Here is a 15,569-nt window from a genome sequence, read left to right on the forward strand (position 1 = left end):
GACAACTCGCAGGAACAGGGGCCGTACCTGCTTCTTCCCCTCATGAAAAAATGAGCACCTCGGGCGCGCCCGTCGCCGCTCAACGTGTACAGACAGGAGCTCTCCCCCCCCAAAAAAAACGGTGCACGGGAACCTCGCCTTCTGCCCTTCTTCATGCCCGCCCGGAGAATCCCCTTTTCCGGGAAAAGGGACAACATCCCCCAGTCTGCGCCGTTTTCCGATACCGCTCAGCCTTTGCGCGCTCCTGCTGAAACGCAAAGGACACGGCCGCCTTCCTTCCTCAGAAAGCCCTCTCCCCAACCTTCCCGCTTCCCATAGCTCACGCCTCTTCGCCGTCCTCTGGTGAAAACGCCCTCCTGTGAGGAAAAACGACCAGAGCCGGATCGGGGAGCGTCCCTTCCCCCGGGAAGAGAAACTGTCCCTCCCCCGCCAGCTTCCGGGAAATCCCCTGCCTCCCCCTGCCCGGCCGCGCCATACACGGGCACACAGCCGCGGCAAACGCCTTTTCTGATGCGTCCTGCGAAAGGCCGCGCCAGCTTTTCCGAAACGCTTCCCTGCATGCCGCCCCGGAGCGCAGAACAGGCCTCCCCCGGTCGGAGCATGACGGATCAGCTCCTCTCTTCCGCACCCGAAAACGCCATTCCCGCCCGTGACCGGAAGGATCCGGGCAGGGCACAAGGGCCCTTCCGGAAGAGCTTACGATTTACAGCTCCCCCCTTTAAATTTTTTAGTATGGACGGTGCAGGCTGTTTCTGGTCTAAGCTGAAAGTGTTCATGAGATGTTTTTCTCAACCAGAAAAAGGAGTCTGATCATATGCTTACCGAAACAGCTTCGGCGCAGGTGGCAACGCTTTCCCCAGCCGACGGGCTCAGCCGGCTCTTTGCTACGGACCCTGAATACGCGGAAATCTTTTCCAACTTCGCCTTCGACGATGTGGCGGAACATGTGTCTCTTCCCGCCCCTCTCCGCATGGAAGTACTCCTTGCCGTGCTTCTGGGCGCGCAATGCCTGACCGTGTTCCGCGACACGGTCAGAACGGCGCTTTCCGCGGGCGTTTCCGCCGTGCAGGTAAAGGAAATCATCTACCACGCCTCATCCTACCTCGGCATGGCCAGAGTGGCGGATTTCATCAATGCCGCCAACGATATCTTCACCGAGCAGCATATTCCCCTCCCTCTTCCCGCCCAGGGCGTCACTACCCGCGAAAATCGCCTCGAAAAAGGCCTTGCCCTGAAAAAAGGCATCTTCAAGGTGCTCATCACCAGAGCACACAACGCCACTCCCGCCGACCAGATGCACTTTCAGAATCTGCTTACCGGCCTGTGCTTCGGTGATCTCTACACCCGCAGCGGGCTCACTCTGAAGGAACGACAGCTGATGACCTTTGCCGTGCTCATCGGCATGGGAGACTGCGTAAAACAGCTCAGGGAACACATTGAAGGCAACTTCAACCTCGGCAACGATCGCGCCGTTCTTCTGGGTGCGCTTACCCAGTGCGTGCCGTACATAGGCTTTCCCCGCGCCTTCAATACCCTGCGCTGCATCAACGAAGTGCAGGCCGAACTGAAAAACCGGGAACAGGATTCCGGCCGGGCGTAACCGGCAGTTTCTTCAGGAGACCCGACATGTCACATTCCTCCATGCTCTCCAGTAAATGGACCCGATGGGCCGTCACTCTCGGCCTGCCGGCCATGCTGTTTCTCATTCCCGTCACCGAAACCTTCACGCCCCAGCTGAGGATGTTCTTTGCCATCACGGCATTCTTCATCATCTTCGTCTGCTTCGGCTTCACCAATGTTCTGCTTCCTTCGCTGCTGGTTTCCGCCCTGTACATCATCTCCGGCATCGCTCCTGCGGGCGTGGCCCTGAGTTCCTGGACGAATCTCACCGTCTACATGGTCATCGGCGCCTTCGCCATTGCCAACGCCCTTGAGGAATGCGGCCTGCTGAAGCGCGTTGCCATCCGGGTCATTCAGAAATGCGGGGGAACCTACAACGGCACGCTGTACGGCATGTACATCATAGGCTGCGTTCTTGCCGTGATGACCTTCAACAATCACTGGCTCGTCATCATCGCCTTTGCCTACGGCATCGTGAAGGCCTTCAACTTCCAGCCCTTTTCCCGCGAAGCCAGTCTCATCATGTTTTCCAGCGCCATCGGCGCCTCGGCCATGGGCCCCACCCTGTACAATCCTTTCAGCGTCGGCCTGCTTGAAAGCGGCATGAAGGCGGTGATGGGGGCCGACTATATCTTCCCCTGGTACCTGCAGACGCTGCAGAACTGGCCCTTCCTCTTCGTTCCGGTGATCGTCATCTGGATACTGACCCGCATGTACCACACCCGCGAATTCAACAGCAAAATCAACCACGAATACTTCCGCACCGAACTTGAGCGCATGGGCCCCATGAGCGTGAAGGAAAAGAAGGCCTGCGTCATCCTCGCCGTGCTTCTTGCCTATCTGCTCCTCCAGCCTCTGCACAAGCTGCCCATTCCCTGGGGCTTCATGATCATCCCGTGGTTCATGTGGGCCCCCGGCGTTGAAGTCGCCACCGACAAATCCCTCAAGGGCATCGGGTTCGGATTCATCGCCTTCCTCGCCTCCTGCATGAGCATCGGCGTGGTCGGCGCCCACCTCGGCATCAACAACTTCGTCACCGCAACACTCGGAACCATGCTCGGCAACATGGGCGCCTGGGGCCTGTCCGTGTTCACCCTGATCTTCGGCACGGCCGCCAACATCGTGCTGACGCCTGCGGCCATCTTCTCCACCCTCATGGTCCCTCTGGGGCAGGCGGCCCTTTCCGGCGGCATCAACCCCGAAGCCATCGCCATCACCCTGATGAACGCATCCGACGTCTATTTCCTGCCCCATGAGGTGTCGTGCATGATCGTACTGTTCTCCTTCGGCATGATGAGCATGCGTCAGTTCATCGTATATTCCACGGTCAAATCCCTCATCATGATCGCCTTCTTCATGACCGTGTCCGTCACCTACTGGATATTCAACGGTTTCCTCTTCATCTGAAAAAGCCTATCACGGAGTATCATCATGAAAACCCGCATACTTGGAAGTACCGGCATCAGCGTTTCCGCCATCGGCCTCGGCTGCATGGGCATGACCGGAGCCTACGGCGATTCCGGCAACAGGGAAGAAAGTCTTGCGACTCTCGAACTTGCCCTCGAACTCGGCATCAATTTCTGGGACACCGCCGACGCCTATTCCGAAGGCGAAAACGAACGACTGCTGGCGGAAGTGCTCAAAACCAAAAGAGACAAGGTCTTTCTGGCCACCAAATGCGGCTTCGTGCTCAACCCCGGCTACGACGACATCTTCAAACCCGGGGCCGCCTCCGTCAACGGACGGCCCGAATACATCAAGGCGACATGCGAACGCAGTCTGAAGCGCCTGGGCACCGATGTCATCGACCTTTACTACCTCCACCGCATCGATCCTAAGGTGCCTGTTGAGGAATCCGTGGGCGCCATGGCCGACCTTGTGCGGGAAGGCAAGGTCCGCTATCTCGGCCTGAGTGAATGTTCCATCGAGGATCTGCGCAAGGCCCACGCCGTCCACCCCATCACCGCGGTGGAAAGCGAATACTCCCTGCTCACCCGCACCGTGGAACACACGGGCATGAAGGATGTCACCGCAGAACTCGGCATCTCCCTCATTCCCTTCGCTCCCATGAGCCGCGGCCTGATGACCAACACCCTCGACATGTCCAGGCTCGACGGCAACGACATGAGAAGCCGCCTTCCCCGTTATCAGGGGGACTGCCGTGAAAACAACCGGCTTCTTGCTCAGGAATTCGCCGAATTTGCCGCCTCCCGGGGCACGACGCCCGCCCGCATGGCCATAGCCTGGGTTCTGGCGCAGGGCAGCCACCTCATTCCCATTCCCGGCACCAAGCGCCGCAAGTATCTGGCGGACAACGCAGGCGCCGTCGACGTGACGCTCACCGCCGATGATCTCAAAGAAATTCAGGCCATTCTCGACCGCCATCCCAACACCGGCGACCGGTATTCCGCCAACGAAAACCAATACGCCCGCAAATAGGCCAGCCCGCCATGATCGCCACATCCATGTCCTTTGAAAAGTTCATCCCCACCCGGCTCATCTTCGGTTCGGGCAGTCTGGATGCACTCCACCGCGTCAGGTTCCCCGGGACCCGCGCGCTGCTGCTCACCTCCAGCGGCAGTTCCGTAAAGCGAAACGGCACGCTGGAACGGGTTGAAAAGCAGCTGCAGCGTGCCGGCGTCAGCTACGAGATCTTTCCGGGCATCGAAGCCAACCCCCTCAACCGGAACATCAACGAAGGCGCAGCCTTCGCCGTAACGCACCGCTGCGACTTCATCATCGCCCTCGGCGGGGGCAGCGTCATGGACGCCGGAAAGTGCATTGCCACAGCCGCGACCAACGGCGGCGACTTCTGGGATTACATGCGCGCAGGCACCGGCAAAAGCCGCCCCATCACCATCGCCCCGCTTCCCCTCATCTGCATCACCACCACCGCAGGCACGGGTTCGGAAATCGACAGAGGCGCCGCGCTCACCAATGAGGTCACGCAGGAAAAGCTCGGCCTGAAAACCGAGGAACTCTATCCCGTCCTTTCCATCGCCGACCCCGAACTCACGCTGACCGTACCGCCCTCCTATACGCTCTATCAGGGTTTCGATGCCCTGTCGCACTGCATGGAAGGGTATGTCTCCCATCAGGCAAACGTCATGTGCGACATTTTCGCCATCGCCGGGGTCGAACATGTGGGCCGCCATCTGGCCCGCGCCGTCAAAAACGGTTCGGACCTCGATGCCCGCGAACATGTTCTGCTGGGCAGTTCTCTGGCAGGCATGGTGATGAGCACCGGCGGTGTGACCAGCCTGCACGCACTGGAAGACACGCTTTCCGGCTTCCATCACGACCTGCCCCACGGCGCAGGCCTCATCATCCTTGCCCGGGCCTACTTCGGCCACATGATAGAACGCCATGTCTGCGATGAGCGCTTCATCAGGCTCGCCAGGGCTCTGGGCATGGAACAGGCCTCAAAGCCCGGAGATTTTCTGACGGCGCTCTCCGCCCTTCTGACGGACTGCGGCGCCGACGGTCTCGCCATGTCGGACTACGGCATCACTCCCGATGAATTCGCAAAAACCGTCAGTTACGCCAAAACCGTTTCCGCCCGGCTGTTTACGCACGATCTTCAGCCTCTGAGCGACGACGACTGCCACGCCATCCTTGTCAAATCGTACCGCTGACCTGTATGGACACTCATAAAGAGAGGACACCATGAAAGAATTCAAGCTGATGGAATTTGAAAAGTTCATTCCCACCCGTCTCGTCTTCGGTTCCGGCTGCACCGGGCGCATCCATTCCATGAAGCTCCCGGGCAAAAAAGCGCTGCTTGTCATTTCCAACGGCCGGTCCACAAAAGCGAACGGCTCTCTGGCCAGAATACAGAACGAGCTTGACCTTGCGGGCGTGAGCCATGTGCTCTTCGACAAGGTCGAGGCCAATCCCCTCAATTCCACCGTGCGCGCCGGCGTGCAGGCGGCTCTTGACAACGCCTGCGACTTCATCGTGGCCCTGGGCGGCGGCAGCGTCATGGATGCCGCAAAGGCCATGGCCATCGTGGTGACCAACGGCGGAGACTACTGGGACTACATCATGTCCGGAAGCGGCGGCAAAAAGCCCGTCACCCGCGCGCCTCTGCCCCTGGTGTGCATCACCACCACCGCAGGCACCGGTTCGGAAACCGACCGCGGCGCCGTGATCAGCAATCCCGACACCAGGGAAAAAGTGGGCCTGAAAACCGAGGCCCTCTATCCGGTGCTCTCCTTCGTCGATCCCGAACTCATGGTTTCCGTACCCCCGGCCTTCACCGCCTATCAGGGCTGGGACGCCCTTTCCCACAATATGGAAGGCTATATCTCCACTCAGGCCAACATCATGAGCGACGTCTTCGCCCTTCCCGGTGTGGAGCATGTGGGCCGCCACCTGGCCCGTGCCGTCAGAAACGGCGCGGATCTTGAAGCCCACGAACATGTCGCCCTCGGCAACTCCCTTGCCGGCATGCTCATGTGCGTGGGCGGTGTGGGCAGTCAGCATTCTCTGGAAGACGCCCTCTCCGCCTTCCATCACGACCTTCCCCACGGCGCGGGCCTTATTCTGCTCAGCAAGGCCTACTTCCAGCACTTCATCGACCGCCACGTCTGCGACGACCGCTTCATCCGCATGGCTCAGGCGCTCGGCATGGAAGACGCCTCCGACCCCCAGGATTTCATCACCATGCTGGACAGGCTGCAGAAGGACTGCGGCGTGGACAGTCTCAAAATGTCCGATTACGGCATCACCCCCGGGGAATTTCCCGACATCATCCGCAATGCCAAGGAAGTTTCCGGCAGGCTGTTCCAGTTCGACCGCGTCTACCTTGAAGATGAGGACTGCATGGACATCCTCATGAAATCCTACCGCTGAGCCGCAACGTGCCGGGAAAAACTTCCCGGCACGTCCTTCATGAAAGATTCAGGCCCGCCCAGCCGGAACGGATGATGTCGGCGGTCTCGCTTTTCTCCTCGGGCCAGATCAGCCAGAACGCATACTTCATGTCGGGACCGTTCCAGGGACGGGTAATCAGTCTCCCGCTTTCCACCCAGGGGGAACGCTCCAGAATATCCACCAGCAGCGCCCTTGTTCCGCAGTGCCGGGAAAGATAGTCCAGCAGGCAGTGCTGATTATAGAAAAGCGTGGGATTGCCGGGATAAAGCCTCCGCATTGTCTGTTCCTTGAAGCGGCTGCAGGTGCAGCAGGTAACGCCGCTTCTGAAGACCTCCGGGCCTATTTCTTCCCTCTCCCGCTCGGGATCAAGGGGGTGCATGAACACCCTGCAACGGCTTTCCCCCAGAACTTCGCAGCGAAAGCCCATATTTTCCGCAAGAATGCGCAGCCGCTCCCCCTCGTGGGGGTTGACGCTCCGCAGATAGGTCCGGCGTCTGTTCGCCAGAATGGCATCATCGATTTCCTCAATCTGCATTTCTCCGACATGGAGCACCGCCGGACGGTCTCCTTCGGCGACACTGAGCGCCATGTCGGGCATGACCGAATTGCAGAGCGCCGGCACCGCGCCGACCTCGAACACAGGATGCTGCGGCATGCCCGTCATGCCCTGCATTTTCCATACGTCCTGAAGATGAAACACTCTGGAAAAATCGTGGTAGAACTCTTCCCCCTTTTCCGTGGGAAAAACGCCGTAGGGCGTGCGGTAAAGCAGCTTGCACCCGACCTCATCCTCCAGTGTGTTCATGGCAATGGCCAGCGTGGCCGGATTGACGTCGAGCTGCTTCGACGCCCTGCTGAACGACTGGCACTTCACAATTTCCGTATAGTATCTGCAATGCTTGAGGTTCATGCGCGCTTCCGCCTGCCGATACGGCTGAAACAGGACACGATGCAGGAGGCCACAAGCTTCAGATGTTCGCTCATGGCATCCTCTTCAGGAGACAACATATAGTATTTCAGGCCGGTATCCAGCCCGTCGATGTCAAGCGGAACAAGGCAGCCCGTCTGGGCATGCACGGATTCCCCGAACAGACCGGGAAGAATGCACCAGTGGCGGCCCCGGGCAACCGCGCGAAGCATGTGGGCGGGATTCTGCACAAAAAGGGCGTCTTCCCGGTACAATTCCCCGTAAAAGGTGTTGCTGACCACGGGCGCCATGCTGAAGCAGGCCGGATACTGCGCAAGCTCCCCTGTTTCCAGATGCCCGCGCTCCGCAAGGGGATGATCCTGCCCCACGAATATCTTCCACCTGTCTCCCGCCAGCAGCGTGACCTTGACGTTCCAGTTTCTGCTGAGCTTGAAAATGTCGTTCTCCACATCGGCGTTGTCCGTATAGGTGAGCGCCAGCCCGCCCCCGAGAAAAGGCAGATCCTCATTGATTTCCCAGACGAGCCGTTCGTGGACACGGCACATGACACCCGGAACTTCTTCAAGTACCGCTTCAACAATTCCGGGCGCCACCGCGTGATAGATGACCGGAATGGCGGAAATATCAACAACGCTCTCCCGCCTGCTCCCGCCGCTTCCTCCCGTCCACCTGTCGTGCATGGCCATGACGGAAGACGCGTCGGCACAGATGCGTTCGCCGTTTGCCGTCAGGGAAACGCCCCGGCTCGACCGGATGAACAGGCTGACGCCGAGTTCCTCTTCGAGTCTGTTGAGCGCCGACATGATGTTGGAGGGCGTGGTATGAAGCGCCTCGGCGGCCCTGTTGAACGAATGCTGCCTAGCAACCTCCAGAAGATACTGAAGCTGATTGAACTTCATACGCCGCTCTCCCCCTTTTGAAAAAGGATAAAAAAATACGCATTCCCGGTCAACGCGCATTCTTTTTTTTCAAAAGGGGGTGTGAAAAATCGTGTATGGACGAAAATTCCGGCCCCCGTATAGTTGACTTGAAACCATCAAACCTCAACAGCAAAGGATATTGCCATGAATATCGGCGCAAAACGCATCACGGTTCTGGCCGGTGGATTCCTCATGCTTCTGGCTCTGGGCATCGTCTATGCCTGGGGCGTCTTTGTCGGTCCTCTGGAAAAGCAGTTCGGCTGGACCAGAGCCGAAACCTCTTTTGCCTTCTCCCTCCTCCTCATAGGCTTCTCCATGGGGGTGATGGCCATGGGCATCATCGTCAAACGCCTCAGCTGCCGCAGCATCATACGCCTGGCCGCGCTCCTCATGAGCGGCGGCATGCTGCTGACCTCCATGGCAGAGAGCATTGTCATGCTCTACATCACCTACAGCCTCGCCGTGGGCATGTCCGTCGGCATGGTCTACAATACCGCCATTTCCGTCGTGCCCCGCTGGTATCCGGAAAAAAAGGGCTTCATCACCGGTCTGCTCCTCATGGGCTACGCCTTTTCCGCCAGTCTGCTCGGCCCGCTGTGTCAGCTTCTGCTCAACTCCCTCGGCGTTGCTTCCACCTTCCGGGTACTTGCCTGCATCAACTTCTGCGTGCTCATCGCGTGCAGCTTCATCATCTCCACCCCCTCGGAAGACATGGCCGCCCGCCTTCCGCAGGCCGAACATACAGGCGCCGTCCGTTCCGGGGGCAGGGACTACACCCCGCAGCAGATGCTCCGCACCAGGGAATTCTCCATATATTTCCTGCTCATCACCTTCTGGGTCTTTGTGGCGCTGAGCTACCTCAACCACACCGTGCCCGCCCTCACCGGCGAACTCTTCCTTGCCCCCTCCTCCGCCGCCCTGGTCGTCAGCGCCATGAGCATCTGCAACGGCGTCTCCCGCCCCATGTTCGGCAAGGTCTATGACGTCATCGGGCTGAGAAAGACCTTCCTCATCGTTTCCGCCGTGTTCTTCCTCGGTTCCGTCGCCGCGGTGTGCGGCCTCTCCTTCGGCAGTCCCGCCCTGCTCATCGCAGGCGCCTGCATCTCCATGCTGGGCTACGGCGGACAGGCCGCCCTCACGCCTACGGCTACACGCGAAGTCTTCGGCGAGAAGTATTTCTCCATCAACTATTCCTTCATGGCGCTCATCGGCATCACCGGCTCCTTCGGGCCGAGCATCATCGGCTTCATCCAGATGATCCGTCAGAGCTACGACATGGCCTTCCTGTTCATCGCCGCCATATGCCTCATCCATGTCGCAGCGTCCTTCTTCCTCGTCTATCTCAGAAAAGAACAACCTTCCGCCTAGTGGAGAAAACCATGGATCTGTACGATTTTCAGACCGAACCCGTTCTGAAGGCCATAGAAGGAGGCTTTGACCTCCATGTGCACTGTTCCCCCGACTTCTACCCCAGAGGATTCGACGATTTCGAGCTGGCCCGCAGTCTCGACCGACTCGGCATGGCCGGGGCTGTGCTCAAATCGCACCACACCGACACGGGAACCCGGGCCTGGCTTGTCAATAAATATTCCGGGGCCAGAGCCCGCCTTTACGGCGGCGTCACCCTCAACTGCTATAACGGCGGCCTGAACCCCTATGCCGTGGAGGCCGCTGCAGGACTCGGCGCCCGCCTGCTCTGGATGCCGACAAAAAATGCCCGCAACGAGCAGGAGCACCTGCCGGAACATCTCCGTACCGCAGGTATCTGCCTTCTGAACGACAACGGCACTCTCAGACAGGAAGTCCATGATGTCCTGGACATTGCAGAAGCAAAGAATCTCGCGGTAGCCACAGGACACATCAGCACCGCGGAAAGTGTCGTCTTCTGCCGGGAAACCCGCAGAAGAGGCCTCCGCACGGTGCTGACCCACCCCGAATCGCCCACCACGAAAGCTCCGCTGGAAGTACAGAAGGAACTGGCGGCTCTTGGCGTGTTCATCGAAGAGGAATGGGTCATCAACGATGAGTGCAAGGTAAAAGCCGATTCCGGACGCCCTGATCTTGATTTCCACTTCGACATGAATGTCGCAAAGGCGGCCGCACGCATACGCGAAATAGGCTTCGAGCACTGCATTCTTTCCTCCGATGCCGCCCTTCCCGACTATCCCGACTCCCCCGCCAGTATCTACGCCTTTGCCAAGTGCCTCATCTGTCAGGAGAACTTTTCGCCCGAGCAGGTTTCCCGCATGACAAGGACCAATACCGGCATCATTCTCGACATAACGGAGGCACAGGCATGATCATAGACATGAGGGTAAGACCCCCTTTCGGCTCCTTTCTCAACGATCCCAGACTGAACGGCGATACCTTCCTTGAGGCCATGACCGGCATGTTCAAATACCGGCCCGAACCCTCGCAGCGGGACCATCGCATGGAAAGCCTCATTGCAGAAATGGATGAATGCGGCGTCACGGCCTCTCTGATACCGGTCCGCAAGCCCTGCGGAGGCGACAATGCCAGCATTGCTCCGCTTATGAAGGCCTGGCCCGGAAGATTCATCGCCATGGCAGGCGTCAATCTGGGCGATTCCCCCGACATATCCCTGGAAACCGTGGACAGCTGCGTACTCCACGGCGATTTCCGGGGCGTTGCCATCGAACCGCAGCTTGAACCGGGCACAGGACGCATGGATCACCAGAACGCCCTGCCGCTCTATGAGAAACTCAATGCCGAACGCATCCCTCTCATGGTGACCTTCGGCGCCTACGGTCATGCCTGCCTTGCGGACATCAACCCCGACATCGTGGACAAGGTGGCCCTGCGCTTCCCCCACATGCCCATCATCATCGGCCATGCCGGATGGCCCAACGTCACCCAGATGTGCTGGGTTGCCTTCAAGCGACCCAACGTCTACCTCTCACCCGACTACATGGCCGGATACGCCGGAGGCACGGAATACCTCCGGGCGGCATGCACCATGCTGGAAAACAAGATCATGTTCGGCTCCGCCTACCCCATTCTTTCCCAGCGGCACGCCCTCAGTATGTACAGGAGCCTTGCCTGGGAACTCGGCATGCCCGCCTCCGTTCTGGAAAAAGTTCTCGGAAGCAATGCGGCAAGACTGTTCGGCCTTTCCTGAGGCATCCTGACAACAACGCTTCCTTCAAGGAAAACATGAAGAACAACAGACAAGAATAAGGGGCGGCACGCCCTCCATCCCGCAAAGCCGGGGCTGCATGAACCGGTGCAGCTCCGGCTCTGCGCAGACCGGAAAAACAAGGAGTTCCGCATCCGGCGTGCTCCGCCGGCATGCAAAAACAGATCCGCCGCACGGCGAATCTGCGGCGACACTCCGGGCATAAGGCATACTCCCGGAAGCGCGCCCCGAAAAAACATTAAAAAAGAGACCGTCGAAGCCTTGCCGGATCTTGTTCAGTATGCACAGGACGGTATGCACAAAAAAGAAGGGGTCATGCTCCAATAGCATAACCCCTTGAAATATCTGGTGCGCCTAGCAGGATTCGAACCTGCGACCCACTGCTTAGAAGGCAGTTGCTCTATCCAGCTGAGCTATAAGCGCGCTCCTCGTGTTGTAGTTAAGGTTTGCCCTGTGGTCAAGAAAAATTTTTCATCTTAACGCTTGAACCACTTTTCAATGCGCATACGGAAGTGACGGCTGAAGAAACGGATGAACACCCCCGTCAGAAAAGCCGTGACCACGGTGCCCTCCCGCAGGCCCTCTATTCTGCCCAGACAGAACCAGCCGAGCACGGCGGCCAGGCAGACCAGCGTGACATCGTTGATGACCTTGAGGTTGCCGAAGTGGAGCCGCGTTCTGTAGGCCAGCGCCAGCACGAAGCCTTCCCCGGGAATGACCGTGGTGCTGCTCGATATTTCCAGCATGATACCGAAAGCCATGATGAAGCAGCCCACAAGCGTCATGCCCATGCGCAGAAACCACGCCTCGGGGATGAAGGCATGGCTGATCCACAGCCCCAGGTCGATGAACAGACTGAAGACGAACACGCACGGCAGCTGAAGGAACTGTCGGGGACGGAAGGTTTCTCCCAGAAGGGGAACCTGAGCAAGAAGCATGAGGGTATTGATGAGAAAGGTGCCCGTACCCATGGATATGCCGAAAATTCTGGCGACCACATACGGCACGCTGGAAATGGGCGTGGTGCCCAGCTGCGCATTGGTCACCAGGGCAATGCCGTTCCCCATGAAGAACAGGCTGAGAAAAAAAACAGCCCAGCGCTTTGCGCGCTCTTTGGAAATGCTTGTGCTCATGCATCATACCCCGGTGAAATTTTTCTTCCGGCCTCAGAACTGCCCCCCCGGAAACAGGGCACGGCGTATTCCCGGACCGGCCTCGCTTTTAACAGTCCGGCACCGCATCCGGGAAAAACATGCTTTTCCGGGTGCAGGAACCGCCGGCTGCTTTCCTTTTCGTCAAAATGCCGAAGGCGCCCCTTCCTCCCTGGCCTGAACGGCCCTTTTCCGTCCCGGACGGAAGGAGAACATGCGGCGCCTTTTGCGGCCTTTTCAGCGGCCGCGCGGCTGAGAACGCGGAGCTTTCGGCTCCGCACTGATATATTGATATGATGATATTCTATTCAATATTGCTTATAATAGCAAGTTTTTCCATAAAAAAAGCCTGCCGGAAGGCAGGCCTCATGTCGGGGAACCTGTTCAGAAGCCGGGGTTGACCGCGGCCCTCCCGTCGCCGAGCATGGTATAGACATACTGCACGGTGCGTTCATCCACCGGAACGATGGGAAAACGGTTGCGGCAGGAGCCGCAGGTCACCGTCATGGGCTGTACGGGAGCCACCAGCACCACCTCGTTTCCGCAATGCGGACAGGGGTAGACAAAAAGCATGGCCATGCTTTCAGGCTTGACCGGTTCGGTTTGGATCATTCCTTCCTCCATGGAGGTTCCAGAAAAAGGCATGCGGACCCCGCGCGGAGGCGGGGTCCGTTTTTTTTTCAGACAAGCAGGTTGTTGCCGGTCATTTCCGCGGGGACAGGAACGCCCCACAGGGTAAGGATGGTAGGCATGATGTCGCCGAGCTTACCGTTGCCCACGGGATGCGCCTTCCCCCCTTCCAGAATGAGGAAGGGCGTCTGGTTCAGGGTATGGGCGGTCTGGGGGCGGCCTTCCTCATCGACCATCTTTTCCACGTTGCCGTGGTCGGCGGTGATGCACAGAATGCCGTCTCTGTCCATGACGGCCTTTTCAATGCGGGCCACGCAGGCATCCACGGTTTCGCAGGCCTTGATGGCCGCCTCGATGACGCCGGTATGGCCCACCATGTCGGGGTTGGCCAGGTTGCACACCACAAAGTCGTACTTGCCGCTGTTCCAGGCGTCGATGAGCTTGTCGGTCACTTCCACGGCGCTCATCTGAGGCTTGAGGTCGTAGGTGGCGACATCGCGGGGAGATTCCACAAGGATGCGGTCTTCATTCTCGAACGGGGCCTCACGGCCGCCGCTGAAGAAGTAGGTGACATGGGCGTACTTTTCCGTTTCCGCAATGCGCAGCTGCTTCATGCCCATGGAGGAGACGAGCTCGCCCATGGTCTTGTCCAGATTGTCCTTGGTGAAGGCCACGGGAGCGGTAAGCGTGGATTCATACGAGGTCATGGAAGCCACGCCCGCCATATCGGGCATGACGCCACGGTCGAATCCGGTGAAATCCGGGTCGGTCAGGGCGCGCACCAGCTCACGGCCGCGGTCGGCGCGGAAGTTGAAGCAGAACACACCGTCGCCGTCACGGATGACGGATTCGGAGGGATCAAGCAGGATGCGCGGCTTCAGAAATTCGTCAGTCTCGCCTTCGGCATAGGCCGCACGGAGGGTCTCCGCAGCGCTGGAAACGCGTTCACCCTTGCCGTGCACAAGCATGTTCCAGGCTTCTTCCACCCGTTCCCAGTGCTTGTCGCGGTCCATCACATAGAAGCGGCCCACCATGTCGGCAAGCTTCGCACCCGTTTTTTCCAGTTCGGGTTCCAGGCGGGTCACATAGTCGATGCCGGAGCAGGGAGGCGTGTCGCGCCCGTCGAAAAAGGCGTGAACAAGGGCGGGGACGCCTTCCTTCTGCGCCATTTCCAGAAGAGCAAAGAGGTGGTTGATATGGCTGTGCACGCCGCCGTCGGAAAGCAGACCGCAGAAGTGGATGCGGCCGCCGCGGGCGCGGGTCTTTTCAAAAAGATCGACCAGCACGGGATTCTTGAAAAGGTCCCCGGTTTCGATGGCCATGTCGATGCGGGTCATGTCCTGATAGACGATGCGGCCCGCGCCGATGTTGAGATGCCCCACCTCGGAGTTGCCGATGAAGCCGGCGGGCAGGCCGACCTGACGGCCGGAGGCGTCCAGCCTTCCCATGCCGGGCATGGAGAAGAGACGGTCAAGCGTGGGGGTATTCGCCAGACTGGCGGCGTTTCCCGGACCGGCCGGCGCAAGGCCGTAGCCGTCGAGAATGAGAAAAAGGGTCGGTTTTACTGCAGACATCAAAGATTCTCCTTTCCTTCCGCTGCTGTGGCGGGCAGCGCTTCGGCGCCGGACCAGAGAGACTCAAGACGGTAAAGCTCCCGGACAGGCTCCTGAAAAATGTGAACGATGACATCGTTGAGGTCCACCAGAACCCACTGACCTTCCTGATACCCTTCGGTGCGGAGTATCTCGAACTTTTCCTGCTTGCACATTTCCGAAAGTCCGTCGGCCAGGCTGCGGGCATGGCGGGCGGAAGAGGCGGAAGCGATGATGACGATGTCGGCCAGAGGATTGCCTTCCGGCAGCTGAAACACAGCCAGATCGCGCGCCTTGTGTTCGGTCAGCCAGCGCTGCATGACGGGAGCCTTTTCAGACGCGGGAAGCGTGGAATACTTTTTTTCTTTGGTCATGGTGTCCCTCAGTAATGATCGATATGAATGGGGCGTAAGCATACATCATTCCCGGCGCAAGCGCAAATAGCAAAGCGGACGCCGGAAAGCCGGCTTTTCTTTTTCTCCCGTCCCCTCTATGATGCCCGGGGAGGATACGCCATGACGGATTTTCACATCATTCTCAGCCCGGCGGAAGCCGAAGGAGGCCTGAACGCCGCTTCCGCCCTGCACTACGCCGCCCTGGCCGGGCTGCGCTTCGCGGCCCTTGTTCTGCCGGGGGACGGAAGCGACTTTTCCCGCCTTGGCGCACTCGCCGAAACGGTGCGGACGTACAGCCTTT

Annotated in this window: 15 protein-coding genes and 1 tRNA gene; 9 read left to right on the plus strand and 7 right to left on the minus strand. The window is 59.1% G+C overall.

The annotated features are described in order from the left end of the window. Positions 1 to 814: 814 nt before the first annotated feature. The 5 genes from Q0K07_RS10945 to Q0K07_RS10965 are packed head-to-tail and all read left to right on the plus strand — an operon-like array spanning position 815 to position 6,474. Complete coding sequence (locus Q0K07_RS10945; RefSeq protein WP_294559205.1) at positions 815 to 1,600, plus strand: carboxymuconolactone decarboxylase family protein; 786 nt, start codon at positions 815 to 817, stop codon at positions 1,598 to 1,600. Between the two features lie 26 nt (positions 1,601 to 1,626). Continuing rightward, entirely contained in the window at positions 1,627 to 3,027 is a 1,401-nt protein-coding gene (locus tag Q0K07_RS10950) for an SLC13 family permease (RefSeq protein WP_294559206.1), read from the plus strand. Positions 3,028 to 3,051: 24 nt separating this feature from the next. Then, entirely contained in the window at positions 3,052 to 4,059 is a 1,008-nt protein-coding gene (locus Q0K07_RS10955) for an aldo/keto reductase (protein ID WP_294559208.1), read from the plus strand. Positions 4,060 to 4,070: 11 nt separating this feature from the next. Continuing rightward, a complete protein-coding gene (locus Q0K07_RS10960) occupies positions 4,071 to 5,255 on the plus strand; it encodes an iron-containing alcohol dehydrogenase (RefSeq protein WP_294559210.1) in 1,185 nt (394 codons plus the stop codon). Between the two features lie 31 nt (positions 5,256 to 5,286). After that, the gene (locus tag Q0K07_RS10965) at positions 5,287 to 6,474 is read left to right on the plus strand and encodes an iron-containing alcohol dehydrogenase (protein ID WP_294559212.1); all 1,188 of its coding nucleotides are present in this window, start codon (positions 5,287 to 5,289) and stop codon (positions 6,472 to 6,474) included. 37 nt (positions 6,475 to 6,511) lie between these two features. Here Q0K07_RS10965 and Q0K07_RS10970 read toward each other — a convergent pair whose 3' ends face one another. Continuing rightward, positions 6,512 to 7,405 carry a LysR family transcriptional regulator gene (locus Q0K07_RS10970; protein ID WP_294559213.1) on the minus strand — a complete coding sequence of 298 codons (894 nt, stop codon included), beginning with the start codon at positions 7,403 to 7,405 and terminating at the stop codon, positions 6,512 to 6,514. Next, complete coding sequence (locus Q0K07_RS10975) at positions 7,402 to 8,322, minus strand: LysR family transcriptional regulator (RefSeq protein WP_294559214.1); 921 nt, start codon at positions 8,320 to 8,322, stop codon at positions 7,402 to 7,404. Before Q0K07_RS10975 ends, Q0K07_RS10970 begins: the two co-directional genes overlap by 4 nt. A gap of 165 nt (positions 8,323 to 8,487) precedes the next feature. Between Q0K07_RS10975 and Q0K07_RS10980 the strand changes: the two genes are divergently transcribed. From Q0K07_RS10980 to Q0K07_RS10990, 3 genes are read left to right on the plus strand one after another with little or no spacing between them, the layout of a single operon-like run. Next, positions 8,488 to 9,711: an MFS transporter gene (locus Q0K07_RS10980; RefSeq protein WP_294559216.1), complete on the plus strand. Its 1,224-nt coding sequence runs from the start codon at positions 8,488 to 8,490 to the stop codon at positions 9,709 to 9,711. An 11-nt stretch (positions 9,712 to 9,722) separates the two neighbouring features. Then, complete coding sequence (locus Q0K07_RS10985; protein WP_294559218.1) at positions 9,723 to 10,643, plus strand: DUF6282 family protein; 921 nt, start codon at positions 9,723 to 9,725, stop codon at positions 10,641 to 10,643. After that, positions 10,640 to 11,482, plus strand: coding sequence for an amidohydrolase family protein (locus Q0K07_RS10990; protein WP_294559220.1), 843 nt, complete (start codon positions 10,640 to 10,642; stop codon positions 11,480 to 11,482). The genes Q0K07_RS10985 and Q0K07_RS10990 overlap by 4 nt, the downstream gene beginning before the upstream one ends. Positions 11,483 to 11,846: 364 nt before the next feature. Here Q0K07_RS10990 and Q0K07_RS10995 read toward each other — a convergent pair. From Q0K07_RS10995 to rsfS, 5 genes are all read right to left on the minus strand, one after another. Then, a tRNA-Arg gene (locus Q0K07_RS10995) sits at positions 11,847 to 11,923 on the minus strand. Between the two features lie 53 nt (positions 11,924 to 11,976). Then, on the minus strand, positions 11,977 to 12,633 hold the full coding sequence (locus Q0K07_RS11000) for a DUF6198 family protein (RefSeq protein WP_294559222.1): 657 nt from the start codon (positions 12,631 to 12,633) through the stop codon (positions 11,977 to 11,979). A 402-nt stretch (positions 12,634 to 13,035) separates the two neighbouring features. Next, positions 13,036 to 13,263 (minus strand): hypothetical protein, encoded by a 228-nt coding sequence (locus tag Q0K07_RS11005; protein WP_294559224.1) that lies wholly within the window; start codon positions 13,261 to 13,263, stop codon positions 13,036 to 13,038. 68 nt (positions 13,264 to 13,331) lie between these two features. Beyond that, positions 13,332 to 14,855: a 2,3-bisphosphoglycerate-independent phosphoglycerate mutase gene (gene gpmI, locus Q0K07_RS11010; RefSeq protein ID WP_294559226.1), complete on the minus strand. Its 1,524-nt coding sequence runs from the start codon at positions 14,853 to 14,855 to the stop codon at positions 13,332 to 13,334. Next, on the minus strand, positions 14,855 to 15,247 hold the full coding sequence (gene rsfS / locus Q0K07_RS11015) for a ribosome silencing factor (protein WP_294559228.1): 393 nt from the start codon (positions 15,245 to 15,247) through the stop codon (positions 14,855 to 14,857). Before rsfS ends, gpmI begins: the two co-directional genes overlap by 1 nt. A gap of 141 nt (positions 15,248 to 15,388) precedes the next feature. Here rsfS and Q0K07_RS11020 point away from each other — a divergent pair. Next, on the plus strand, positions 15,389 to 15,569 hold a 181-nt coding region (locus tag Q0K07_RS11020), incomplete at its 3' end, for a hypothetical protein (protein ID WP_294559229.1).

This window comes from uncultured Mailhella sp. (assembly GCF_944324615.1).
Classification (GTDB): Bacteria; Desulfobacterota; Desulfovibrionia; order Desulfovibrionales; family Desulfovibrionaceae; genus Mailhella.

Bases quoted from the DNA above. Each gene is read 5' to 3' on its own strand.
- Q0K07_RS10945 (WP_294559205.1), top strand. From the start codon at position 815: ATGCTTACCGAAACAGCTTCGGCGCAGGTGGCAACGCTTTCCCCAGCC.
- Q0K07_RS10950 (WP_294559206.1), top strand. From the start codon at position 1,627: ATGTCACATTCCTCCATGCTCTCCAGTAAATGGACCCGATGGGCCGTC.
- Q0K07_RS10955 (WP_294559208.1), top strand. From the start codon at position 3,052: ATGAAAACCCGCATACTTGGAAGTACCGGCATCAGCGTTTCCGCCATC.
- Q0K07_RS10960 (WP_294559210.1), top strand. From the start codon at position 4,071: ATGATCGCCACATCCATGTCCTTTGAAAAGTTCATCCCCACCCGGCTC.
- Q0K07_RS10965 (WP_294559212.1), top strand. From the start codon at position 5,287: ATGAAAGAATTCAAGCTGATGGAATTTGAAAAGTTCATTCCCACCCGT.
- Q0K07_RS10970 (WP_294559213.1), bottom strand. From the start codon at position 7,405: ATGAACCTCAAGCATTGCAGATACTATACGGAAATTGTGAAGTGCCAG.
- Q0K07_RS10975 (WP_294559214.1), bottom strand. From the start codon at position 8,322: ATGAAGTTCAATCAGCTTCAGTATCTTCTGGAGGTTGCTAGGCAGCAT.
- Q0K07_RS10980 (WP_294559216.1), top strand. From the start codon at position 8,488: ATGAATATCGGCGCAAAACGCATCACGGTTCTGGCCGGTGGATTCCTC.
- Q0K07_RS10985 (WP_294559218.1), top strand. From the start codon at position 9,723: ATGGATCTGTACGATTTTCAGACCGAACCCGTTCTGAAGGCCATAGAA.
- Q0K07_RS10990 (WP_294559220.1), top strand. From the start codon at position 10,640: ATGATCATAGACATGAGGGTAAGACCCCCTTTCGGCTCCTTTCTCAAC.
- Q0K07_RS11000 (WP_294559222.1), bottom strand. From the start codon at position 12,633: ATGAGCACAAGCATTTCCAAAGAGCGCGCAAAGCGCTGGGCTGTTTTT.
- Q0K07_RS11005 (WP_294559224.1), bottom strand. From the start codon at position 13,263: ATGATCCAAACCGAACCGGTCAAGCCTGAAAGCATGGCCATGCTTTTT.
- gpmI (WP_294559226.1), bottom strand. From the start codon at position 14,855: ATGTCTGCAGTAAAACCGACCCTTTTTCTCATTCTCGACGGCTACGGC.
- rsfS (WP_294559228.1), bottom strand. From the start codon at position 15,247: ATGACCAAAGAAAAAAAGTATTCCACGCTTCCCGCGTCTGAAAAGGCT.